The organism is Microbacterium sp. NPDC077391, assembly GCF_040686955.1.
Taxonomy (GTDB): Bacteria; Actinomycetota; Actinomycetes; order Actinomycetales; family Microbacteriaceae; genus Microbacterium; species Microbacterium commune.
This window is the reverse complement of the sequence record NZ_JBFBMI010000002.1, coordinates 299,004-320,433: the sequence shown is the minus strand read 5'-3', so window position 1 is coordinate 320,433 and position 21,430 is coordinate 299,004. Positions and strand designations below refer to the sequence as shown.

The following is a 21,430-nucleotide window of genomic DNA, read 5'->3' as shown; positions in this document are numbered from 1 at the left end:
GCAGGCGCGCCCGGGGCCTCCCGGTGTCGTGGCTGCTCGGCTCCCCGCGGGGGCGCCGAGCCGGTCGCAGGACTACTCCTCGTCGTCGCTCTCGAGCTCGGCCTGCACCTCGGCGGTGAGATCGAAGTTCGCGAACACGTTCTGCACGTCGTCACTGTCTTCGAGCGCGTCGATGAGGCGGAACACCTTGCGCGCCGTGTCCGCGTCGATCTCGACCTTCAGGTTCGGCACGAACTCGATGTCGGCCGAGTCGTAGTCGATGCCCGCCTCCTGCAGGCCCGTGCGCACGGCGACGAGATCGGTCGCCTCGGCGATCACCTGGAAGCCCTCCGCGTGCGGCTCGACCTCTTCAGCCCCGGCCTCGAGGGCCGCCATCATCACGTCGTCCTCGGTGGTGCCCTCTCCGCCGACGACGATGACACCCTTGCGAGTGAAGTTGTAGGCGACCGACCCGGGATCGGCGAGGCTTCCGCCGTTGCGCGTGAGCGCGGTGCGCACCTCCGCCGCAGCGCGGTTCTTGTTGTCGGTCAGACACTCGATCATGAGGGCGACGCCGTTGGGACCGTAGCCCTCGTACATGATCGAGGTGTACTCGACGGCCTCGCCGCCGATGCCCGCACCGCGCTTCACCGCGCGGTCGATGTTGTCTTTCGGGACCGACATCTTCTTGGCCTTGAGCACCGCGTCGAAGAGCGTCGGGTTGCCGGCCTGATCGGGTCCGCCGAGCTTCGCGGCGACCTCGATGTTCTTGATGAGCTTCGCCCACGACTTGGCACGGCGCGAGTCGATGATCGCCTTCTTGTGCTTGGTCGTGGCCCACTTGGAATGCCCGGACATATGTCTCCGCTCGTCGTCTGCGCCCGGAGTCGCCTCCAGGGCGTCGTCCATTCTATCGAATGACGCGGGATGCCCCTCAGGTACGCGCCGCGACCCGCGCCAGGAACCGCCGGTGGAATCGCGTCTCGCCGGAGATCTCCGGGTGGAAGCTGATGCCGAGCAGGTTCCCCTGCTCGACGGCGACGACGGTGCCGTCGTCCAGCGACGCCAGGACCGTGGCATCCGGACCCACCGTCTCGACCACCGGACCGCGGATGAACGCGGCATGCACCGGCTCGCCGCCGAACGCCGGCACCACGACCGGCCCCTCGAACGAGTCGACCTGACGACCGAAGGCGTTGCGCCGCACCGTCACGTCGAGGCCGCCGAAGGTCTGCTGCCCGTCGATCGCGTCCACGAGCCGGTCGGCGAGCATGATCAGTCCCGCGCAGGTGCCGAACATGGGCATGCCCTCGCGGATGGCGGCACGGATCGGCTCTGCGAGCCCGAACATCCTGGTGAGCTTGTCGATGACGCTCGACTCGCCGCCGGGGATCACCAGCCCTCCGACGGACGCGAACTCCTCGGGGCGGCGCACGCGCACCACCTCGGCCCCCAGGCGCTCGAGCAGGATGACGTGCTCGCGCACGTCACCCTGCAGCGCGAGCACCCCGACGCGGGCCGTCGTCACCAGCCGCGCTCGGCGAGACGGTGCGGAGCGGGCAGGTCCGAGACGTTGATGCCGACCATCGCCTCGCCCAGGCCGCGCGACGCCTCGGCGATCACCTTCGGGTCGTCGTAGAAGGCGGTCGCCTTGACGATCGCCTTCGCGCGGGCGACCGGATCCCCGGACTTGAAGATGCCAGACCCGACGAAGACGCCGTCGGCACCGAGCTGCATCATCATCGCGGCGTCAGCGGGAGTGGCGACACCGCCGGCGACGAAGAGCACGACGGGCAGCTGACCGGTCTCGGCGATCTCGGCGACCAGATCGTACGGAGCCTGCAGCTCCTTCGCGGCGACGTACAGCTCGTCCTTCGACAGGGCGCCGAGCGCGGCGATCTCGCCGCGGATCTTGCGGATGTGCTTCATCGCCTCGGAGACGTCGCCGGTGCCGGCCTCGCCCTTCGAGCGGATCATCGCCGCGCCCTCGGTGATGCGACGCAGCGCCTCGCCGAGGTGCGTGGCACCGCAGACGAACGGCACGGTGAACGGCCACTTGTCGATGTGGTTGACGTAGTCGGCCGGCGAGAGCACCTCGGACTCGTCGATGTAGTCGACCCCGAGCTCCTGCAGCACCTGCGCCTCGACGAAGTGCCCGATGCGGGCCTTCGCCATCACCGGAATCGAGACGGCATCGATGATGCTGTCGATCATGTCGGGGTCGCTCATCCGCGATACGCCGCCCTGCGCACGGATGTCGGCGGGCACGCGCTCGAGCGCCATCACGGCGACGGCCCCGGCGTCCTCGGCGATCTTCGCCTGCTCGGCCGTGACGACGTCCATGATGACGCCGCCCTTGAGCATCTCGGCGAGACCGCGCTTCACACGCTGGGATCCGGTGGTCGGGTTCTGGTCGGTGGCTGCCATGATCACTCCTCGTTGTGACAATCCGCACTTTGGCCTATGCCAAACGATATCACCATAGAATCAGGACGATGGACGCCACGATCACCGGGACCTCCGCTGCCGAGATAGCCGACAGCGTGCGCGGACTGCGCGAGCGCGGAGCGCTGCGACCGGGCGATGCGCTGCCGTCGGTGCGCGAGCTCGCTGCGACGCTGGGAGTGAACCGCAACACCGCGGTCGCGGCCTATCGGCAGCTCGCGCAGGCGGGGCTCGTGGTCTCGCGAGGACGCGCGGGCACGGTCATCTCCGGCGGCGCGCCCGTCGCGCAGGAGGGCGTCGCCGACACGGTGCTGCGCGACGTGGCATCCGGCAACCCCGACCCCGCACTCATCCCCGACCCGACGCCCGCGCTGGGGCGCATCGTCGGCCGCCCGGTGCTGTACGGCGAACCGGTGATCGATGCCGGTCTGCAGCAGTGGACGCGGGAGTGGATGCTGGCCGACCTCCCCCGCGACGACCTGCACGTCGTCGTCACCAGCGGCGCCGTCGACGCGGTCGAGCGCCTGCTCGCTCAGGCGCTCACGCGCGACGATGCGGTCGCGCTGGAGGATCCGTGCTTCCTCTCCAGCATCCACACGGTGCGCCTCGGCGGCTACCGGGCGGTTCCTGTCGCGGTCGACGAGGAGGGCATGACCGTCGACGGGCTGCGCGCCGCGCTCGACGCGGGGGTCCGTGCCGTGATCAGCACACCCAGGGCGCAGAACCCGACGGGAGTGAGCCTGTCCCCCGCACGCGCCGCGGCACTGCGGGCGGTGCTCGCTGATCACCCGTACGTGCTCATCATCGAAGACGACCACTTCTCCCTGCTCTCCCGGCATCCGTACGCCTCGCTGATCGGACCGACGCATCGGCGCTACGCGCTGATCCGATCCGTGTCGAAGTTCCTCGGGCCGGACATGTGCCTCGCCCTGGCGGGAACCGATCCCACCACCGCCGAGCGGCTGGCGATGCGTCTCAGCCCCGGTACGACGTGGGTGAGTCACCTGCTGCAGCGACTCGCGCACGCGCAGCTCACCGACGCCGACGTGCGAGCGCGCATCGCCCGCGCCGCCGAGCACTACGCCGCCCGGAACGCCGCGTTCACCGAGGCGCTCGCCGCGCGCGGCATCCGCACCGTCTCGACCGACGGGTTGAGCCTGTGGGTTCAGCTGGACACCACCGCCCGCGCGGCCGCCGAGCGGCTGATGCGTCGCGGGTGGCTCGCTCGCCCCGGCGACGAGTTCCTGCTCGACGAGACCGCCGGTCCGTCGCGCCACCTTCGGCTCACCGTGCACGACCTGACCGATGCCGAGACAGCCCGCCTCGTCGACGATCTGGCCGCGGCCGCAGTGAGAGGATGACAGGATGAAGATCCTCTCGATCCAGTCGGCCGTCGCGCACGGCCACGTCGGAAACTCGGCCGCCGTCTTCCCGCTGCAGCGCATCGGCGTCGATGTGCTGCCGGTGTACACGGTGAACTTCTCGAACCACACCGGCTACGGGGCGTGGCGAGGGCCGATGATCGATCCGACCGACGTGCGCGAGGTCATCACCGGCATCGAGGAGCGCGGCGTGTTCGGCCAGATCGACGCGGTGCTCAGCGGCTATCAGGGCGGCGAGGGCATCGCCGACGTCATCATCGATGCGGTCGCTCGCGTGAAGGCCGCCAACCCGGATGCCGTGTACGCCTGCGACCCCGTGATGGGCAACGCGAAGTCCGGCTGCTTCGTCGCCCCGGCGATCCCCGTGCTGCTGCGCGACAGGGTCGTGCCCGTCGCCGACATCATCACCCCGAATCAGTTCGAGCTGGGCTTCCTCACCGGCACCGAGCCGTCGGACCTCGACTCCACGCTCGCCTCGGTGGACGCCGCGATGGCGATGGGTCCGTCGACCGTGCTGGTGACCTCGGTCGAGCGCCCCGACCGCGAGGAGGGCACGATCGAGATGCTCGCCGCCGACGGCAAGGGCGCCTGGCTGGTGTCCACCCCGCACCTGCCGATGAAGGCGAACGGGTCGGGCGATGTGACGGCCGCGCTGTTCACCGCGCATTACACGTCGACGGGTGACGCGAGACTCGCCCTCGAGCGCACGGTGTCGAGCGTGTTCGATCTGCTGCAGAGCACTCTCGACTCGGGCGACCGCGAACTGCGTCTCGTCGAGTCGCAGGAGGCCTACGCGAACCCGCGGATGCAGTTCACCGCGCGTCAGGTGCGCTGACGCCGGCGCGGACGCAGCACGCCGCCGCGCTCAGCGCGGCCAGGCGTTCGCGACGGCCTCGCGGATATCGTCGAGCAGCTGCGGCAGCGCCTTGGTCTTCGCGATGATCGGGAAGAAGTTGGCGTCGGTCGCCCAGCGCGGCACGATGTGCTGGTGCAGGTGCGCGGCCACGCCGGCACCGGCGACCTCCCCCTGGTTCATGCCCAGGTTGAAGCCGTCGCAGCGCGAGACCTCGCGCAGCACCCGCATCCCGGTCTGTGTGAGCGCGCCGATCTCCGCGACCTCTTCCGGTGTCGCCTGATCGTACGTGCCGATGTGGCGATACGGGCACACGAGCAGGTGACCCGAGTTGTACGGGAACAGGTTGAGCACGACGAAGGCGGTCTCGCCGCGGGCCACGATCAGCCGCTCCTCGTCCGGATGCTTCGGCGCCTCGCAGAACGGGCACTCGTCGCGCAGCGGCTGCGGTCCCGCCTGGATGTACGCCATCCGGTGCGGGGTCCACAGCCGCTGGAACTCGTCTGGCACTCCGACCAGGCGGCTGCCGTCCTCGAGTTCGCTCAAGCCAGATCCTCCGAGGTCATGACGCGGGCGTGGGCCGCGATCGCCGAACGGATGCGCGACACCGCATCCGCGATGGGCACCCCGTTCTCCTGCGACCCGTCGCGGAAGCGGAACGAGACCGTGCCCGCGGCACGATCCTGCTCGCCCGCGATGAGGATCACCGGCACCTTCGCGGTGGTGTGGTTGCGGATCTTCTTCTGCATCCGATCGTCGGAGTGATCGACGTCGGCGCGCACCCCGGCGTCCCGCAGCTGTGCGATCACGCCGTCGAGGTACTCGGCGTACTGATCGGCGACGGGCACGCCCATCACCTGCACGGGCGCCAGCCACAGCGGGAAGTCGCCGGCGTAGTGCTCGAGCAGGATCGCGAAGAAGCGCTCGACCGATCCCAGCAGCGCGCGGTGGATCATCACCGGCCGGTGCTTCTGCCCATCGGGGCCCGTGTATTCCAGCTCGAAGCGCTCGGGCTGGTTGAAATCGAGCTGGATCGTCGACATCTGCCAGGTGCGCCCGATCGCGTCACGGGCCTGCACCGAGATCTTCGGGCCGTAGAACGCCGCTCCCCCGGGGTCGGCGACGAGCTCAAGCCCCGACTCGAGCGCGACCTCGCGCAGCGTGTCGATCGCCGTCGTCCACTGCTCGGGATCGCCGAGGAACTTGTCGTTGCCCTCTTCGTTGGTCGACAGCTCGAGGTAGAAGTCGTTCAGCCCGTAGTCGCGCAGCAGGGTCAGCACGAGGTTCAGGTTCGTCGCGAGCTCCTCGCGCACCTGATCCTGGGTGACGTAGATGTGCGCATCATCCTGGGTGAGCCCGCGCACGCGCGTGAGGCCCGAAAGGGTCCCGCTCTTCTCGTAGCGGTACACCGTGCCGAACTCAGCCATCCGCAGCGGAAGCTCGCGGTAGCTGCGCCCACGCGATCGGAAGATCAGGTTGTGGAACGGGCAGTTCATCGGCTTCAGGTAGTAGTCCTGGCCCTGCCGGGTGACGTTGCCCTCCTCGTCGCGCGCCTCATCGAGGTGCATCGGGGGGAACATGCCGTCCGCGTAGGTCTGCAGATGACCCGAGGTCATGAACAGATCCTTCTTCGTGATGTGCGGGCTGTTCACCACCTCGTAGCCGTTGCGCAGCAGGTGGCGCCGCAGGTTCTCCTCGATCTCATAGCGGATGATGCCGCCCTTGGGGTGGAACACCGCGAGACCCGAGCCGATCTCGTCGGGGAACGAGAACAGGTCCATCTCGACACCGAGCTTGCGGTGGTCGCGACGCTCGGCCTCGGCCAGACGCTCCTGATAGGCGCGCAGCTCGTCCTTCGTCGGCCACGCCGTGCCGTAGATGCGCTGCAGCTGCGGGTTCTTCTCGCTGCCGCGCCAGTAGGCGGCGGCGACACGGGTGAGATCCCACCCGTTGCCCACCATGCGCGTGCTGGGCACGTGCGGACCGCGGCAGAGATCCTTCCAGGCGACCTCGCCGTCCTTGGTCACGTTGTCGTAGATCGTCAGCTCACCGGCGCCGATCTCCGCGGACGCCCCCTCGGCCGCGTCCGCGCCCGAGCCGGGGCCGCCGGCGAGGTCGATCAGCTCGAGCTTGAACGGCTCGCCCGCCATCTCCGCGCGGGCCTCGTCTTCGCTGACCACCCGGCGGGTGAAGCGCTGACCCTCGCGGATGATGCGCTGCATCTCCTTCGAGATCGCCTTGAGATCCTCCGGGGTGAACGGCTCCTCGACGCCGAAGTCGTAGTAGAAGCCGTCGGTGATGGGCGGGCCGATGCCCAGGTTCGACTGAGGGCGGATCCGCTGCACGGCCTGGGCCAGCACGTGCGCCGTGGAGTGACGCAGGATTGCGAGCCCGTCGGGGCTGTCGATGGTGACCGGCTCGACGACGTCATCGTCGGCGACGGTCGCCGCGAGATCCTTCAGCTCGCCGTTCACGCGCATGGCGACGACGGAACGATCGGTGAACAGGGCGAAGCCGTCGCGCTTGTCTGCACGGGGCTGGGCGATGTCTGACACGTGATTCTCCAGGTAGACGATGGAAGAGGACGACTCAGCTGCAGGCGCGAGTCGCGCCCTGCCCGCTCAGGCCTGCGTAGTTCGCGCGACGACACCGGTGACAGAGCTCACGAGAGCGGTCGACGCGGATTCCATGTCGTGAAGTCTACGCCGCCGGATCCCGGCATCCCGCATCCGCCGTGGCATGCAGAAGGCCCCGGTGCGAGAGCATCTGCTCCGCGACCGGGGCCGGGCGCCGACCGCCTACCCGTTGATGATCGACGCGGGGTCGGAGGTCACACGCTCGTGTTACGACCCGAGACCGCCCTGATGAGCCACGCGATGACCGCGAGCGCAAGAAGGACCAGTCCGACCCACAGCAGGAAGTTCAGGGACTGCACCAGCCCGCCCGTGATCGCCAGGATGATCGCGATCACCGCGATGATGATGAGAAGAGGATTCATGATCGCTCCTTTCGGTTCTGGAGCTCAGTCGAGCTCCGATATCCCGACGGTACGGGGGCGCGTTGCCGTGACCGTAGGGGGTTGACGGCGCGAGTCGAAGCGTGCGACGCGCACCATCCGGCCGCATCGTCTGGAATGCTGAGCGCATGACGTCCCCCTCGATCGTGTGGTTCCGCGACGACCTCCGCCTCGCGGACAACCCCGCGCTTCGGGCAGCGGTCGAGCGCGGTGAGCCGGTGATCGCCGTGTACGTCCTCGACGAGGAGTCGCCCGAGTTCCGCAGCCTCGGCGGCGCCGCCCGCTGGTGGCTGCATCACTCGCTCGTGTCGCTGCGGGATCGGGTCATCGAGCGCGGCGGGGCGTTCGTGCTGCGCCGCGGCGTCGCGGCCTCGGCGATCGCCGAGCTGGTCGCGCAGACCGGCGCGGGTGCGGTGTTCTGGAACCGCCGATACGGCGGTCCGCAGCGCGACGTCGACACGCAGATCAAGACGAGCCTGCGCGAGGGAGGCGTCGAGGTGCGCTCGTTCGCGGCATCCCTTCTGTTCGAGCCGTGGACCGTGCGCACCGGAGGCGGCACGCACTTCTCGGTGTTCACGCCGTTCTGGCGCGCGTGCCTGGCCCTTCCGGCGCCGCGCGCTCCCCTGCCGGAGCCGCGCGAACTGCGCGGTCCGACTCGCGTGCCGGCGTTCGACGAGCTCGACGGATGGTCGCTGCTGCCGAGCCGGCCGGACTGGGCGGCGGGCTTGCGCGAGACGTGGGAGCCGGGCGAGCCCGCCGCGCGTGCACGGCTGCGCTCGTTCCTCCGCGAGGATCTGCGGGGCTACGACACCACCCGCGACGAGCCGGCGGCGGGAAACACGTCGCTGCTGTCGCCGCGCCTGCGGTGGGGTGAGCTGAGCCCGTTCACCGTGTGGCACGCGGCGACCGAGCATGAGGGCGCCGGACGCTTCCTCTCCGAGATCGGCTGGCGGGAGTTCGCCTGGCACACGCTGTTCCACTTCCCGCAGCTCGCGACCCGCAACCTGCGCCCCGAGTTCGACGCGTTCCCGTGGCCGCGCCTCCAGCCGACGCACCTGGCAGCCTGGCAGCGCGGCGAGACGGGCATCCCCCTGGTGGATGCCGGGATGCGCGAGCTCTGGCACACCGGCTTCATGCACAACCGCGTCCGGATGGTGACGGCGTCGTTCCTGATCAAGAACCTGCTCGTCGACTGGCGTCGGGGGGAGGAATGGTTCTGGGACACGCTGGTCGACGCCGACGACGCCGCCAACCCGTTCAACTGGCAGTGGGTCGCCGGTTCCGGCGCGGACGCCGCTCCGTACTTCCGGGTCTTCAACCCCGAGCTGCAGGCGAAGAAGTTCGATCGCGACGGCCACTACGTCCGCGAGTGGGCCCGCGATGCGCCGACCGAGCCCATCGTCGATCTCGGCGAGACGCGCAAGGCGGCGCTCGCCGCGTACGAGCAGATGCGGCGGGCGCGCTGATCGGCGTGGATCGACGGCTACAGGAGGTCGGCCGGGAGGTCGTCCAATCCGCTGGGCTGCTCGATGTCGAGCGCCTCGAGACGCGGCGGCAGCACAGCGATCCGGACCCGGCTGTGCGGCGAGAGCAGAACCGACACCTCCGCCCCCTCGGCGGTGCGGAAGTCCACGAACCGGCTCTGAGCCGCGGCCTCTTCGATGCGCGTCTTCAGATCGCCGATGTCCTGGTCGCGTTCCAGCGGGATGCTGTCGTCGTCATCGATCAGAATGATCGCCTGCTGCATCTGCCCTGTGGTCATGCCAGCGAACGTAATCACGTTGTGCGACATGGAAGAGGGGGTTGCGCTCGGCGGATCGAGCGGCAACACGCGCGACCCGCCGACGCCCCGGGAACGAGAAAACCCCCGGACTCGTCCGGGGGTTTCTGTCTGTGCGCGATACTGGGATCGAACCAGTGACCTCTTCCGTGTCAGGGAAGCGCGCTACCGCTGCGCCAATCGCGCCTAGAAGGCTGTTCAGTTGTCAGAGAGGTGGCGACGGGATTCGAACCCGTGTAAACGGCTTTGCAGGCCGGTGCCTAGCCTCTCGGCCACGCCACCGCGAAGTGGATTCGAACCCACATGCCGAAACCCCCTGAAGGGGGCTCCTGCACTCGAGCGGATGACGAGACTCGAACTCGCGACCCTCACCTTGGCAAGGTGATGCGCTACCAACTGCGCTACATCCGCATATTCTGTTGTCGTTCCCGGCGTCCCGGGCACTTGAAATACATTAGCCCAGGATCGGCGCATCGCCAAACCGCTCCACGCCGCCGGGCGTGTCTTCTGATGCGGCTCGCGCCGCCACGCCCGGCCCGTCGCGCGGTGTCAGGAGGCGGGTGCGGATCGGGTATGCTTGCTGACTGTGCCACCGTGCACGACACAACTCCACATGGGCGATTGGCGCAGTTGGTAGCGCGCTTCCTTCACACGGAAGAGGTCGTCGGTTCGAGTCCGGCATCGCCCACCATCCAGAAGCCCCGACAGTGATCTGTCGGGGCTTCGTCGTGTGCAGGCTTCGTCTCTGCCCACGAGCCTCGTCTCCTGCACGCAGGGCCTCCGAGCAGCCTGACCTGTAGCACAGACGGTCGCGAATCGCGCCCCCGTTCACACATTCGCGTTCGGTGATCAGGCTGGAGGCATGCCTCACCGGATCGCAGACGACGCCCCTCTTCTTCTCGTGCACGGCTACGACCTCGGCGCCCGCATCTGGTCCCGCGTGCGCGATGGCGCACGCGGTGCGCCGATGCGACTGCTCGGCCATCGAGCCGTGTTCGTGCGAGGCGCGGAGGGCGTCGGGCTGTTCTACGACGAGACCCGCGTCGCCCGCCACGGCGCCATGCCGCGGTTCGTGCAGGAGACGCTGTTCGGCCACGGATCGGTGCACAGCCTCGACGGGGCCGAGCACCGCCACCGCAAGGCGACGTTCGTCGACGTCGCATACGAGGACGAGCAGGTGCGGCGTCTGCAGCCGGACCTCGAGCGCGAATGGCAGCGCGAGCTCGACGACTGGCTCGCCGGCGGAGACCGCACCGCGTACGACGCCGCGGTCGGTGCGTTCGGGCGCGCCGGGATGCAGTGGGCCGGCCTCCCCGGCTCCGACGACGCGCGCACGGGGTGGGCGGCGCGGCTCGCGCAGATCGTCGACGGCTTCGGCCGGCCGCTCTCCCCGGACTTCGCCGCGGCCCTGTTCAACCGCGTCTGGTCCGATCGGCGCGCCGCACGACTGATCCACGATGTGCGCGCCGGCAGACTCGTGCCACCGCAGGGCACGGCACTGTACGAGTGGGCCTGGCATCGGAGGCCCGACGGAGGGCTGCTGCCGGAGCGCCTGGCCGGCGTCGAGCTGCAGAACAGCATCCGTCCGCTCATCGCGGTCGCCCGCTTCGTCGCGTACGCGGCCAAGCAGCTGCTCGAGAACCCCGACTGGCGCCTGCGCATCCACGCCGAGACCGCCCGCAGCGGACAGCTCGTGGGTGGGCAGCTCGCCGTGGCCTTCGCGCAGGAGATCCGTCGGACCTCCCCGTTCGTGCCGATGCTGCCCGGTCGCGCGATCACCGACATCGACTTCGACGGCCAGCGCGTCCCGGCCGGCGGACGGGTCGTCATCGACATCCTGGGCACCGACCTCGATGACGCGTCGTGGGACGACGCGCATGAATTCCGACCGGAGCGCTTCATCCACCGACCCGACTACGAGGCGATCCCCGCGTTCATCCCGCACGGCGGGGCCGACGTCGACACCGGTCACCGCTGCCCGGGCGAGAAGCTCGCGATCGCCGGCCTGTCAGCCGCGATCGCCGTGCTCAGCGACCCGCGGGTGCGCATCTCACCCGAAGGCCTCGACGTCGATCGACGACGACTGCCCACCATGCCCGCCTCAGGCGGATGCGTGCATGCGGCAGCAGCGCAGCAAGCCGACCCCACCGATGACCGCGAGAGCGACGAGCAGAGGAGCACCTCATGAAGGCACTGACCTGGCACGGCAAGCGCGACGTCCGCGTCGAGCAGGTGCCCGACCCGAGCATCCTCGAGCCGACCGACGCGATCATCCGCGTCACCTCCACCGCCATCTGCGGCTCGGATCTGCACCTGTACGAGCTGCTCGGACCCTTCCTCGACCGAGGCGACATCCTCGGTCACGAGACAATGGGCGAGGTCGTCGAGGTCGGCTCGGAGATCCGCACCCTCGTGCCAGGCGACCGCGTCGTGATCCCGTTCAACATCTCATGCGGCACGTGCTGGTTCTGCCGGCGGGGGCTGCAGTCGCAGTGCGAGACCACGCAGGTGCGCGAGTACGGCAGCGGCGCCGCGCTGTTCGGGTACACCAAACTGTACGGGCAGGTCCCCGGCGGCCAGGCCGAGTATCTGCGGGTGCCCCTGGCCGACTACAACCACGTGAAGGTCGGCGGTGAGCTGCCGGACGATCGCTACCTGTTCCTCAGCGACATCCTGCCCACCGCGTGGCAGGGCGTCGACTACGCCCACATCCCCGTCGACGGCACCGTCGCCGTGCTGGGTCTGGGCCCGGTCGGGCAGTTCGCCGCCCGCATCGCGCGCTCACGCGGACACCGCGTGCTGGCCGTCGACCCGGTTCCCGAACGTCGCGCCATGGCCGCCCGTCATGACATCGAGGTCTTCGACCTCGACGACGACGCGATCCCGCATCTGCGTGATGTCACGGCGGGCCGCGGCCCGGACTCGGTGATCGATGCGGTCGGACTCGAAGCCCACGGCAATCCGGCGATCTCCGTGGTGCAGCAGTGGGTCGGGCTGCTGCCCGACCCACTGGCGCGCCCGATGCTCGAGCACGCCGGCGTCGACCGTCTCGCCGCGCTGCACGCCGCGATCGACCTCGTCCGCCGCGGCGGCACGGTCTCGCTGAGCGGCGTGTACGCGGGCGACGCCGACATCCTGCCGATGAAGACGATGTTCGACAAACAGATCACCCTGCGGATGGGCCAGTGCAACGTGAAGCGCTGGACCGACGACCTTCTTCCTCTGGTGGAGGACGACGCCGATCCGCTGGGAGTGATGGATCTCGTCACGCATCGTGCGCCGCTCGATGATGCGCCCGACCTGTACCGCACCTTCCAGCGCAAGGAGGACGGCTGCATCAAGGTCGTGCTGAGTCCTGGTTCGGCTCCCGCTGCACACGCCTCCGACGCTCAGGGCGACCTATGATCGGCTTCACCGGCACACGATCCCTGCCGCATCCCGAACGGTGGCGCACATGAACGACTCACGCATCGTCATCTCCGGAGCGAGCGGCCTGATCGGCGGCGCGCTCACGCGATCACTCCGCGCGGACGGCACCCGCGTGGTGCATCTCGTTCGTCGTCCCGCCCGCGGCGCCGACGAGGTCGAGTGGCTCACCGGCAGTCCGCTCGACCCCGACGTGCTGGCCGGCGCGGCCGCGGTCGTCAATCTCAACGGCGCGAGCATCGGCAGGCTGCCGTGGGGGGCGAGCTACCGGGACACCCTCCGCCGGTCGCGGCTGGAGCCCACCGCGGTGCTGGCTGATGCGCTGCTCGCGCTGGGGACCGCGGCTCCCGCCCTGCTGTCGGCATCCGCCGTCGGCTACTACGGCAACCAGCCCGGCGCCCGGCTCGACGAGGCAGGCGCACCCGGCGAGACCTTCCTCGCCGAGATCTGCGTGGAGTGGGAGCGGGAGGCGATGCGAGCCGCCGACGCCACCAGGGTCGCGCTGCTGCGCACCGCGCCGATCCTGCATCCGGATGCCGTGCTGAAGCCGATGATCGCCCTCACCCGGGTGGGACTCGGCGGCCCGCTCGGGTCGGGGCGCCAGGTGTGGCCCTGGATCTCGCTGGAGGACGAGGTCCGCGCGATCCGGCACGTCATCGACTCCGACCTGCACGGTCCGGTGAACCTCACCGGACCGCACCGGGCGACCGCAGGCGGGATCGGACGCACGCTGGCCTCCCTGATGCATCGCCCGTACCTCATCCCCGCGCCGGCGTGGGCGCTGCGCCTGGGTCTCGGTCGTGCAGCAGCCGATTCCCTGCTGCTGGCGGATGCCGACGCCGTGCCCGACGCGCTCACCGGCAGCGGCTTCGAGTTCCGGCACCCGACCGCCCCGGCGGCGCTCGCCGCCGTGCTGGGCTGAGCCCCGCCGTGCTGGGCTGAGCCCCGCCGTGCTGGGCTGAGCCCCGCCGTCCAGGGTTGAGCGACGCCGGTCGTCCGGTGCGGGCGTCAGGGTGCTTCCGACCTCAGAGGTGCGCCTGACCTCAGAGGCGCGCCCACCCGTAGCGGCTGATGAGCGCCTGTGCGACGCGTCCGTATCGACCGGAGTCCAGCACGGATGCCTCCCGACGCATGCCGTCGTGGTGCACGCTGTACAGCTGCTCGATGTCGACCCAGGATTCGCGCCCCCGCGAATCCCAGCTGCCCGAGCCGATCAGGATGAAGTCGCGGTCGCGATCATGGCGTGTGCTCGTCATCCGCACGGCGTACACCCGGTCGGCGCTCTGCCTGCCGATCACGAGCACCGGGCGGTCCTTGCCGCGTCCGTCGTTCTCCTCGTACGGCACCCAGGTCCAGATGACCTCCCCGGAGTCCGGCATCCCGTTGCGCGAGGGCGAATAGCCGACGCTGACAGCGCCGACGCGGGCCGGATCCAGCCGGACCGTCTCGGATCCGGGCATCCGTCCCGCGTCGACGTCTCGCTGCCCGCCCTCACCCTCGACGCGAAGCCGCGCGCGAGAGCGGGGGCGGGACTGCTGCCCGCCCCCGCCTCGCCCTGACAGCGCCCTGCCGAGGATGTCGCCGATGACCGAGAGGAACCTGCTGCTCGAGCTCACCCGCCCACACTAGCGGCGGGCGCCGGCTCCAGCGCGTAGCCCTCCTCGCCGTGGACGGCGAGGTCGACACCGGCGAGCTCGTCCTCCCCGGTGACGCGGAAGCCGATCGTCTTCTCGATCGCGAAGCCGATCGCGTAGGCCACGACGAACGAGTACACCATCACTCCCCCGGCCGCGATCACCTGCACAGCGAGCAGCCGCAGGTCGCCGCCGGTGAACAGGCCCTGGCCGGTGGCGAAGAACCCCAGGTACACCGTGCCCAGCAGCCCGCCCACGAGGTGCAGTCCGACGACGTCGAGCGAGTCGTCGAAGCCGAGCCGGAACTTCAGATCCACTGCCAGCGCGCACGCGACCCCGGAGAGGGCACCCAGCAGCAGCGCCCACCCCGGCGTCAGGTCGGCGCACGCGGGAGTGATCGCGACGAGTCCGGCGACCAGGCCGGAGACAGCCCCGACCGACGTCGGCTTGCCGACCCGCAGCTTCTCGACCAGCACCCAGCCGAGGATGCCGGCGGCCGCGGCCCCGAGCGTGTTGATCGCGATCAGGCCCACGCCGCCCATGTCCTCCGACAGCCATTCCGCGCCGGCGTTGAAGCCGAACCAGCCGAACCACAGCAGCGCGGCGCCGAGCAGCGTGAGCGGCACGTTGTGCGGCTTGTTCAGCTCGCGCCCGAAGCCGATGCGCTTGCCGAGCACGAGGGCGAGGGCGAGGGCGGCCGCGCCGGCGTTGATGTGCACCGCCGTTCCGCCGGCGTAGTCGATCACGGCCACGCCGCTGTCCTCCCCGAACAGGGTCGCGCCCAGGTGCATGATCCACCCGCCGCCCCACACCCACGCCGCGATCGGGAAGTACCCGATCGTGCCGAAGACGCCCACGAAGATCAGCCACGGTCCGAACCGGGCACGATCGGCGATCGCCCCGGAGATCAGCGCGACGGTGATGATCGCGAACGTCGCGCCGTAGGCGACGCCGAGCAGGGCCACGTTGGCATCCGGTGCCGAGGCCGCCGCCGCCAGACCGAGGTCCGCGAACGGATCCCCGGCGAAGTGCGCGGGCGACGACACACTGCTCATCGAGTACCCGTAGAGCACCCAGAGCACCGCGATCAGACCGATCGCGCCGAAGCTCATCATCATCATGCTCACGACGCTCTTCGCCCGCACCAGACCGCCGTAGAAGAACGCCACCCCCGGCGTCATCAGCAGCACGAGCGCGGTCGCGGTGATCACCCACGAGACGTTGCCTGTGGCATCCATGTCGAAACCTCCTCCGTAGAACGAATGAGGTCAGTCTGTGCGCGCGATGTTTCGAGCGACGACGCGCCGTGTTGCGGGCGTGTTACAGCCCGGCGGCCGGTGTGACGATCGTGTTACTCGGCCGCCGAATGCGTCAGCGCGTTCAGACGCGAGATCGCCCGCAGGTACTTCTTGCGGTACCCGCCCGCGAGCATCTCGTCGGCGAAGACCTGATCGAGCGACACCCCGGTCGCGACGATCGGCAGCTGCGCGTCGTACACCCGGTCGACGAACGCCACGAAGCGCAGCGCCTCGGACTGATCGGTCAGTGTGCGCACCTCGCGCAGGCCCACCAGTGACAGGCCGTCGATCAGGCGGATGTAGCGCGACGGATGCACCTGTGCCAGGTGCTGGATGAGCGCCGCGAACTCGTCGTCGGAGGCAGCGCCGGACGCCGACGCGCTCTCGACGGCCCGGGCGTAGCGCGCGTCATCCGCCACGAGCGCGCTGCCGTCGAGCGCGCGCTGCCGGTAGTCGACGCCGTCGATGCGCAGCGTCTCGAAGCTCTCGGACATCGCGTGGATCTCGCGCAGGAAGTCCTGTGCCGCGAAACGTCCTTCGCCCAGCGCGTTGGGTGGGGTGTTGGAGGTGGCGGCCAGTTTCGTTCCCGACGCCACGAGTTCACCCAGCAGCCGCGTCATCACCATGGTGTCGCCCGGGTCGTCGAGCTCGAACTCGTCGATGCACAGCAGGTCTGCTCCGCGCAGCAGGTCGACCGTGTTCTTGTAGCCGAGCGCACCGACCAGTGCGGTGTACTCGATGAACGAGCCGAAGTACTTCCGGCGTGCGTGAAGCGCGTGGTAGACGGACGCCAGCAGGTGGGTCTTGCCGACGCCGAACCCGCCGTCGAGGTAGACGCCGGGCTTCATCGGCGTCTCCTTCGGCGCCCGGCGGAACAGGCCCGCCTTCTTCGCCGGCGCCGCTCCCTCGCCGACGAAGCGCTGCAGCAGCTGCTTGGTCGCCTCCTGCGAGGGGTAGCGGTCATCGGAGCGGTAGCTGTCGAAGGTCGCCGCGTCGAACTGCGGAGGGGGGACGAGGCTTGCCAGCATCTCGGTACCGGTCACGACAGGCGTGCGCTCGGTGAGGTGCACGACGCCCGTGCTGATCTGCTGGGTCATCACTTTCCTGAGGTCATAGTCTTACGATCCGGATGCGGGTGCGCGCCGGGGGATCTATCGTCGTAGGGGGACGGCTCAACTTTACGCCGTCGCATGCCCACCCGAGCCCGACCCAGAGGAGCCACTGTGGCCGTCGATCACGACACGTCATCCCCCAAGTTCGCCGAGTACGCCGAGCCCGGCCGCCTCGTGTCGACCGAGTGGCTCGCCGCCCACCTGGGCGCCCCCGGCCTCGTGGTCGTGGAATCCGACGAGGACGTGCTGCTCTACGAGACCGGGCACATCCCGGGCGCGGTGAAGATCGACTGGCACACCGAGCTCAACGACCCCGTCGTGCGCGACTACGTCGACGGCGAGGGCTTCGCCGAGCTGCTGAGCCGCAAGGGCATCGCCCGTGACGACACCGTGGTCATCTACGGCGACAAGAACAACTGGTGGGCGGCCTACGCACTGTGGGTGTTCTCGCTGTTCGGACACCAGGACGTGCGCCTGCTCGACGGCGGTCGTGACCGGTGGATCGCGGAGGGACGCGAGATCACCACCGACAAGACCGTGCGAGCGCGCACCGAGTACCCGGTCGTCGAGCGCGACGATTCGCAGCTGCGTGCGTACAAGGACGACGTGCTGGCGTTCATCGGCACCGGGCCGCTGATCGACGTGCGCTCCCCTGAGGAGTACAACGGCGAGCGGACCACCGCGCCCGCGTACCCCGAAGAGGGCAGCCTCCGGGCCGGCCACATCCCCACCGCGCAGAGCGTGCCGTGGGGCAGGGCGGTCGCGGAGGACGGCGGCTTCCGCTCGCGCTCCGAGCTCGAGGCGATCTACCTCGACGAGGCCGGCATCGACGACTCCGACGATGTCATCGCCTACTGCCGCATCGGTGAGCGCTCCAGCCACACCTGGTTCGTCCTGAAGCACCTGCTCGGGATCGAGAAGGTGCGCAACTACGACGGCTCGTGGACCGAATGGGGCAGCGCGGTGCGCGTGCCGATCGTCAGCGGCAGCGAGCCCGGCTCGCTCTGACAGGCCCGGCCCGCGGCGAGGTGGGATGATGGCAGGGATGACTGACACGCACGTCCCCGCCACCCTCGCCGAGTTCCGCGACGAGTTCCTCGAGCTGCCCGAAGCGGATCGACTCGAGCTGCTGCTCGAGTTCGCGAACGAGCTCCCTCCCGTCTCCGATGAGATCGCGGCTCACCCCGAGATGGCCGAGCGGGTCGCCGAATGCCAGTCCCCCGTGTACATCTACATCGAGGTCTCCGACGGCGTCGTCACCATGCATGCGACGGCGCCGCCGGAGGCCCCGACGACACGCGGCTTCGCGAGCATTCTGGCCCAGGGGCTGACGGGTCTCACGGCCGACGAGGTCCTCGCCGTGCCGAACGACTACCCGCAGAGCATCGGCCTGACGCGGCTCGTCTCGCCGCTGCGGATCGGCGGCATGACCGGGATGCTGATGCGCGCGAAGCGCCAGGTCGAGGCCAAGCGCTGAACGACGACGGTCGGCGCCGCTCCCGGCGTCAGGCCAGACCCTGCGCGGTCAACCAGCCGGTGATGGCCGACGACCAGGCGCTCTCGTCGTAGTTCCAGAGCTTGGTGTGCCGCGCGACGTGGAACTCGGGCATCGTGACGAGATCCGGTCGGGCATCGGCCAGGGCGTGCGACGCGTCAGCGGGGACGAATCCGTCGTCGTCGCTGTGCAGGATCAGGATCGGGGCGTCGAGCTCCGACGCCCTGGCGACCATGTCGAGCCTGTCGAACGGGATCGCCTCCTCGGCGCCGCTGAGCCTGGCCAGGAACCTGTTCCCGAGCGCTCCCATGGCGAGACCGGGCAGCGGCTCGCGCAGTCCCGACTCGCGCGCCTGGAAGCGCAGCACCGTGCGCCAGTCGACCACCGGCGAGTCGAGGATGACGCCGGCGATGGCATCCCGCTGCTCGGATGAGACGGCGGTCTGCAGCGCGATCGCCCCGCCCATCGACCAGCCCATCAGCACGACGCGCTGCGCGCCCTGCCGCAGCGCGTATCCGATCGCGGCGTCGACGTCGCGCCACTCGGAGGCGCCCAGTGCGTAGGAGCCGCCCCGCGTGCGCGGCGCCTCGCCGTCGTTGCGGTACGACACGACCAGGGTCGGCAGGCCCAGCGCGTGCATGACGGGGACCGCGCGCAGGCACTCGGAGCGGAGGGTGCCGCGACCGTGCACCTGGATCACCCACGTCGACGAGTCGGCCAGGAACAGCCAGGCCGGGCAGGGGCCTGCCGGCGAGCCGATCAGCACGCTCTCCCAGGGCAGGTGCAGCTCGCTCGGCGACTGGTGGTACCAGCCGCTGAACGCCGCGTCGCGATCGACTCTCGCGCCCGGCTCGATCTGGGTGAGCAGCTTGCGGCGCACGCTCGTGGCGTCGGCGCTGAGCACGGCTCCGAGCTTGACGTATCCGTAGGTGCCCGTGGTGAACAGCCCGTACCGCCCTGGCAGCTCGGTGTCGGGCGTGCGCGAGAGCTCGATCGTCTGGGCGCCGGTGTCGACAGCGAGGATCTGGGTGTCGTTCCGACGCACGGAGGGCATCACCACCCGGCGTGCCGTCGCGAGGACGGCGGCCGCTCCTGCCGCGGCTCCCACCGCGATGGCAGCGGGGACGGCGAAGGCTACGGCGTGCCTGAGACTCTTCATCGCCTCCCGACTCTAGCCTGTCCACGTGAGCGCACACCCGGATGCCGCAGCGCTGTTCGACGCAGCGGCGGCAGAGCTTCGTGAGACGGCGTTCCGCAGCGACATCGTCGTGCGGGAGATCCCGTCACCCGCCGGGCTCGCGCCCTTCGCCCTGGCCCTCGCCGCCGACGTGCGACCCGATGATCACGGCGACTCGGTGTACGGCACCGGGCGGTTCGTGCTGCTGCACGATCCGGACGAACCGGACGCCTGGGGCGGCGCGTGGCGCATCGTCGCGTTCGCGCAGGCCCCGCTCGAGCCCGAGATCGGCACCGACCCGCTGCTGGCGGACGTCGCCTGGTCGTGGCTGGTGGACGCCCTCGACTCGCGCGACGCGGGCTATCACTCGGCGTCCGGCACGTCGACGAAGATGCTCTCCAAGGGCTTCGGCGCGCTGGCGGCGGAGGGCGACGGGGCGCAGATCGAGCTGCGCGCGTCGTGGACTCCGGATGCTCCGCTGGGCCCGCATGTGGAAGCATGGGCGGAGCTGGTCGGGATGCTCGCAGGGCTCCCGCCGGGATCAGAGGACGTCGCCGTGTTCGGCGCGAGAAAGGGTGCACGTGGCTGAGTACTCCGTGATCGACGACCGCGCGGAGTTCGAGCGGGCAGCCGAGACGCTCGCCGAGGGGTCAGGTCCGGTGGCCGTCGATGTGGAGCGAGCATCCGGATTCCGCTACTCCCAGCGCGCGTACCTGGTGCAGGTGTTCCGCCGCGGGGCGGGTGTGTTCCTGTTCGACCCGCCCGCGATCGGCGACTTCCACCCGCTTCAGGATGCCATCGGCGACGCCGAATGGGTGTTCCACGCCGCCAGCCAGGATCTGCCCTCGCTGCGTGAGCTCGACCTCGAGCCGGCGCGCATCTTCGACACCGAGCTCGCCTCCCGGCTTCTCGGCAGCGACGGCTTCGGACTCGCCGCGGTCGTCGAGCACGCCCTGGGCATCACCCTGGCCAAGGCGCATTCGGCCGCCGACTGGTCGACCAGGCCGCTGCCGGGCCCGTGGCTGGAGTACGCAGCGCTGGATGTCCTGCATCTCGTCGATGTGCGCGATGCGCTCGTCGACGAGCTCGAGGCCGCGGGAAAGACCGAGATCGCCGCCGAGGAGTTCGACGCGACGCTGCACCGTCTGCCGAAGCCGCCCCGCGAGGAGCCGTGGCGTCGGCTGAGCGGGCTGCACAAGGTACGCGGTGCCCGCCAGCTGGCTGTGGCCCGGGAGCTGTGGACGGCGCGCGAGCAGTACGCCGAGCAGATCGATGTCTCGCCCGGCCGCCTCGTGCCCGACCGCGCGCTGCTCGCCGCACTGCTGGCCGCGCCGCGGTCGAAGCAGGAGCTCGCCGGACTCAAGACGTTCAACGGGCGTGCGAGTCGGACGCAGATCGATCGCTGGTGGGCCGCGATCGAGCGCGGTCGCACCACCGAGGACCTGCCCCGCGAGCGCGTGCCGAGCGATGCTCTCCCGCCGCCCCGAGCGTGGGCCGATCGCAACCCGGACGCCGACCTGCGGCTGAAGGCCGCCCGCCCCGTGATCGAGGCGCTCGCCGACGATCTGCACATGCCGACCGAGAACCTGCTGACCCCCGAGCACCTGCGTCGTGTCGCCTGGCAGCCGCCGGCCGATCTGACCGCCGAGTCCGTCGCCGCCGCGCTGCTCGAGCTCGGCGCTCGCCCCTGGCAGGTTGCGCATACCGCACAGAAGATCGTCGATGCGTTTGTAGAGGGGCCGCAAACGGCCGTCGAGGGGCTCCCGAACGCTTCGTAGGTTCGATCCAACCGATTCAGAGCGGCCATACCCCGCTCCTAGGCTGGACGCGAAC

At 69.9% G+C, this 21,430-nt stretch carries 21 protein-coding genes and 4 tRNA genes; 11 read left to right on the top strand and 14 right to left on the bottom strand.

Annotated elements, in window-relative coordinates; all coding sequences use genetic code 11:
- Positions 1-72: 72 nt before the first annotated feature.
- The 3 genes from AB0O65_RS06845 to pdxS form a co-directional block, all read right to left on the bottom strand.
- A complete protein-coding gene (locus AB0O65_RS06845; protein ID WP_071640352.1) occupies positions 73-837 on the bottom strand; it encodes a YebC/PmpR family DNA-binding transcriptional regulator in 765 nt (254 codons plus the stop codon).
- 76 nt (positions 838-913) lie between these two features.
- A complete protein-coding gene (pdxT, locus tag AB0O65_RS06840) occupies positions 914-1,510 on the bottom strand; it encodes a pyridoxal 5'-phosphate synthase glutaminase subunit PdxT (RefSeq protein WP_363384045.1) in 597 nt (198 codons plus the stop codon).
- Positions 1,504-2,406 carry a pyridoxal 5'-phosphate synthase lyase subunit PdxS gene (gene pdxS / locus AB0O65_RS06835; protein WP_071640355.1) on the bottom strand — a complete coding sequence of 301 codons (903 nt, stop codon included), beginning with the start codon at positions 2,404-2,406 and terminating at the stop codon, positions 1,504-1,506. The genes pdxT and pdxS overlap by 7 nt, the downstream gene beginning before the upstream one ends.
- A gap of 68 nt (positions 2,407-2,474) precedes the next feature.
- Here pdxS and AB0O65_RS06830 point away from each other — a divergent pair, with 68 nt between their 5' ends.
- Positions 2,475-3,785, top strand: a complete 1,311-nt coding sequence (locus AB0O65_RS06830) for an aminotransferase class I/II-fold pyridoxal phosphate-dependent enzyme (protein WP_363383782.1) — start codon at positions 2,475-2,477, stop codon at positions 3,783-3,785.
- Positions 3,786-3,789: 4 nt separating this feature from the next.
- Positions 3,790-4,641, top strand: coding sequence for a pyridoxal kinase PdxY (pdxY, locus tag AB0O65_RS06825; RefSeq protein WP_363383780.1), 852 nt, complete (start codon positions 3,790-3,792; stop codon positions 4,639-4,641).
- Positions 4,642-4,671: 30 nt separating this feature from the next.
- Here the strand turns inward: pdxY and AB0O65_RS06820 are convergent, their stop codons facing one another.
- The 3 genes from AB0O65_RS06820 to AB0O65_RS06810 form a co-directional block, all read right to left on the bottom strand.
- Positions 4,672-5,205: an HIT domain-containing protein gene (locus tag AB0O65_RS06820; RefSeq protein ID WP_071640362.1), complete on the bottom strand. Its 534-nt coding sequence runs from the start codon at positions 5,203-5,205 to the stop codon at positions 4,672-4,674.
- Positions 5,202-7,139 (bottom strand): threonine--tRNA ligase, encoded by a 1,938-nt coding sequence (gene thrS / locus AB0O65_RS06815; protein WP_363384043.1) that lies wholly within the window; start codon positions 7,137-7,139, stop codon positions 5,202-5,204. Before thrS ends, AB0O65_RS06820 begins: the two co-directional genes overlap by 4 nt.
- Before the next feature lie 350 nt (positions 7,140-7,489).
- The gene (locus AB0O65_RS06810) at positions 7,490-7,657 is read right to left on the bottom strand and encodes a hypothetical protein (RefSeq protein WP_177243763.1); all 168 of its coding nucleotides are present in this window, start codon (positions 7,655-7,657) and stop codon (positions 7,490-7,492) included.
- Between the two features lie 146 nt (positions 7,658-7,803).
- On the opposite strand from AB0O65_RS06810, the gene AB0O65_RS06805 reads away from it, so the two are divergent.
- Entirely contained in the window at positions 7,804-9,141 is a 1,338-nt protein-coding gene (locus AB0O65_RS06805; protein ID WP_363383777.1) for a deoxyribodipyrimidine photo-lyase, read from the top strand.
- A 17-nt stretch (positions 9,142-9,158) separates the two neighbouring features.
- Here AB0O65_RS06805 and AB0O65_RS06800 read toward each other — a convergent pair whose 3' ends face one another.
- From AB0O65_RS06800 to AB0O65_RS06785, 4 genes are all read right to left on the bottom strand, one after another.
- A complete protein-coding gene (locus tag AB0O65_RS06800; protein WP_363383775.1) occupies positions 9,159-9,506 on the bottom strand; it encodes a hypothetical protein in 348 nt (115 codons plus the stop codon).
- Between the two features lie 63 nt (positions 9,507-9,569).
- A tRNA-Val gene (locus AB0O65_RS06795) sits at positions 9,570-9,641 on the bottom strand.
- Positions 9,642-9,666: 25 nt separating this feature from the next.
- Positions 9,667-9,737 (bottom strand) — tRNA-Cys (locus tag AB0O65_RS06790).
- Positions 9,738-9,793: 56 nt separating this feature from the next.
- Positions 9,794-9,866: transfer RNA gene (locus AB0O65_RS06785), tRNA-Gly, on the bottom strand.
- 204 nt (positions 9,867-10,070) lie between these two features.
- On the opposite strand from AB0O65_RS06785, the gene AB0O65_RS06780 reads away from it, so the two are divergent.
- The 4 genes from AB0O65_RS06780 to AB0O65_RS06765 all read left to right on the top strand — a co-directional run bounded on the left by AB0O65_RS06780 (position 10,071) and on the right by AB0O65_RS06765 (position 13,803).
- A tRNA-Val gene (locus AB0O65_RS06780) sits at positions 10,071-10,146 on the top strand.
- Positions 10,147-10,317: 171 nt separating this feature from the next.
- Complete coding sequence (locus AB0O65_RS06775) at positions 10,318-11,643, top strand: cytochrome P450 (RefSeq protein ID WP_363383773.1); 1,326 nt, start codon at positions 10,318-10,320, stop codon at positions 11,641-11,643.
- The gene (locus AB0O65_RS06770) at positions 11,640-12,860 is read left to right on the top strand and encodes a zinc-dependent alcohol dehydrogenase (RefSeq protein WP_363383771.1); all 1,221 of its coding nucleotides are present in this window, start codon (positions 11,640-11,642) and stop codon (positions 12,858-12,860) included. Before AB0O65_RS06775 ends, AB0O65_RS06770 begins: the two co-directional genes overlap by 4 nt.
- Before the next feature lie 49 nt (positions 12,861-12,909).
- Positions 12,910-13,803 carry a TIGR01777 family oxidoreductase gene (locus AB0O65_RS06765; RefSeq protein WP_313478586.1) on the top strand — a complete coding sequence of 298 codons (894 nt, stop codon included), beginning with the start codon at positions 12,910-12,912 and terminating at the stop codon, positions 13,801-13,803.
- A gap of 121 nt (positions 13,804-13,924) precedes the next feature.
- Here AB0O65_RS06765 and AB0O65_RS06760 read toward each other — a convergent pair whose 3' ends face one another.
- From AB0O65_RS06760 to zapE, 3 genes are all read right to left on the bottom strand, one after another.
- Complete coding sequence (locus AB0O65_RS06760; RefSeq protein ID WP_318247281.1) at positions 13,925-14,497, bottom strand: type II toxin-antitoxin system PemK/MazF family toxin; 573 nt, start codon at positions 14,495-14,497, stop codon at positions 13,925-13,927.
- Positions 14,494-15,753 (bottom strand): ammonium transporter, encoded by a 1,260-nt coding sequence (locus AB0O65_RS06755; RefSeq protein WP_071640378.1) that lies wholly within the window; start codon positions 15,751-15,753, stop codon positions 14,494-14,496. The genes AB0O65_RS06760 and AB0O65_RS06755 overlap by 4 nt, the downstream gene beginning before the upstream one ends.
- Before the next feature lie 113 nt (positions 15,754-15,866).
- Positions 15,867-16,910: a cell division protein ZapE gene (zapE, locus tag AB0O65_RS06750; protein WP_191713398.1), complete on the bottom strand. Its 1,044-nt coding sequence runs from the start codon at positions 16,908-16,910 to the stop codon at positions 15,867-15,869.
- Positions 16,911-17,036: 126 nt separating this feature from the next.
- On the opposite strand from zapE, the gene AB0O65_RS06745 reads away from it, so the two are divergent.
- Together AB0O65_RS06745 and AB0O65_RS06740 are read left to right on the top strand one after the other, a co-directional pair.
- Positions 17,037-17,933 (top strand): sulfurtransferase, encoded by an 897-nt coding sequence (locus AB0O65_RS06745; protein WP_071640382.1) that lies wholly within the window; start codon positions 17,037-17,039, stop codon positions 17,931-17,933.
- A gap of 37 nt (positions 17,934-17,970) precedes the next feature.
- Positions 17,971-18,402, top strand: a complete 432-nt coding sequence (locus tag AB0O65_RS06740) for a SufE family protein (protein ID WP_071640384.1) — start codon at positions 17,971-17,973, stop codon at positions 18,400-18,402.
- A gap of 28 nt (positions 18,403-18,430) precedes the next feature.
- Here the strand turns inward: AB0O65_RS06740 and AB0O65_RS06735 are convergent, their stop codons facing one another.
- Positions 18,431-19,579: an alpha/beta fold hydrolase gene (locus tag AB0O65_RS06735; protein WP_363383767.1), complete on the bottom strand. Its 1,149-nt coding sequence runs from the start codon at positions 19,577-19,579 to the stop codon at positions 18,431-18,433.
- Positions 19,580-19,604: 25 nt separating this feature from the next.
- Between AB0O65_RS06735 and AB0O65_RS06730 the strand changes: the two genes are divergently transcribed.
- Positions 19,605-20,186 carry a DUF3000 family protein gene (locus AB0O65_RS06730; RefSeq protein WP_071640389.1) on the top strand — a complete coding sequence of 194 codons (582 nt, stop codon included), beginning with the start codon at positions 19,605-19,607 and terminating at the stop codon, positions 20,184-20,186.
- A complete protein-coding gene (locus AB0O65_RS06725) occupies positions 20,179-21,375 on the top strand; it encodes an HRDC domain-containing protein (RefSeq protein WP_363383765.1) in 1,197 nt (398 codons plus the stop codon). The genes AB0O65_RS06730 and AB0O65_RS06725 overlap by 8 nt, the downstream gene beginning before the upstream one ends.
- Positions 21,376-21,430 lie beyond the last annotated feature (55 nt).

Bases quoted from the DNA above. Each gene is read 5' to 3' on its own strand.
- AB0O65_RS06845 (WP_071640352.1), bottom strand. From the start codon at position 837: ATGTCCGGGCATTCCAAGTGGGCCACGACCAAGCACAAGAAGGCGATC.
- AB0O65_RS06755 (WP_071640378.1), bottom strand. From the start codon at position 15,753: ATGGATGCCACAGGCAACGTCTCGTGGGTGATCACCGCGACCGCGCTC.
- thrS (WP_363384043.1), bottom strand. From the start codon at position 7,139: ATGCGCGTGAACGGCGAGCTGAAGGATCTCGCGGCGACCGTCGCCGAC.
- zapE (WP_191713398.1), bottom strand. From the start codon at position 16,910: ATGACCCAGCAGATCAGCACGGGCGTCGTGCACCTCACCGAGCGCACG.
- AB0O65_RS06765 (WP_313478586.1), top strand. From the start codon at position 12,910: ATGAACGACTCACGCATCGTCATCTCCGGAGCGAGCGGCCTGATCGGC.
- AB0O65_RS06805 (WP_363383777.1), top strand. From the start codon at position 7,804: ATGACGTCCCCCTCGATCGTGTGGTTCCGCGACGACCTCCGCCTCGCG.
- AB0O65_RS06830 (WP_363383782.1), top strand. From the start codon at position 2,475: ATGGACGCCACGATCACCGGGACCTCCGCTGCCGAGATAGCCGACAGC.
- pdxY (WP_363383780.1), top strand. From the start codon at position 3,790: ATGAAGATCCTCTCGATCCAGTCGGCCGTCGCGCACGGCCACGTCGGA.
- AB0O65_RS06735 (WP_363383767.1), bottom strand. From the start codon at position 19,579: ATGAAGAGTCTCAGGCACGCCGTAGCCTTCGCCGTCCCCGCTGCCATC.
- AB0O65_RS06775 (WP_363383773.1), top strand. From the start codon at position 10,318: ATGCCTCACCGGATCGCAGACGACGCCCCTCTTCTTCTCGTGCACGGC.
- AB0O65_RS06740 (WP_071640384.1), top strand. From the start codon at position 17,971: ATGACTGACACGCACGTCCCCGCCACCCTCGCCGAGTTCCGCGACGAG.
- pdxS (WP_071640355.1), bottom strand. From the start codon at position 2,406: ATGGCAGCCACCGACCAGAACCCGACCACCGGATCCCAGCGTGTGAAG.
- AB0O65_RS06810 (WP_177243763.1), bottom strand. From the start codon at position 7,657: ATGAATCCTCTTCTCATCATCATCGCGGTGATCGCGATCATCCTGGCG.
- AB0O65_RS06770 (WP_363383771.1), top strand. From the start codon at position 11,640: ATGAAGGCACTGACCTGGCACGGCAAGCGCGACGTCCGCGTCGAGCAG.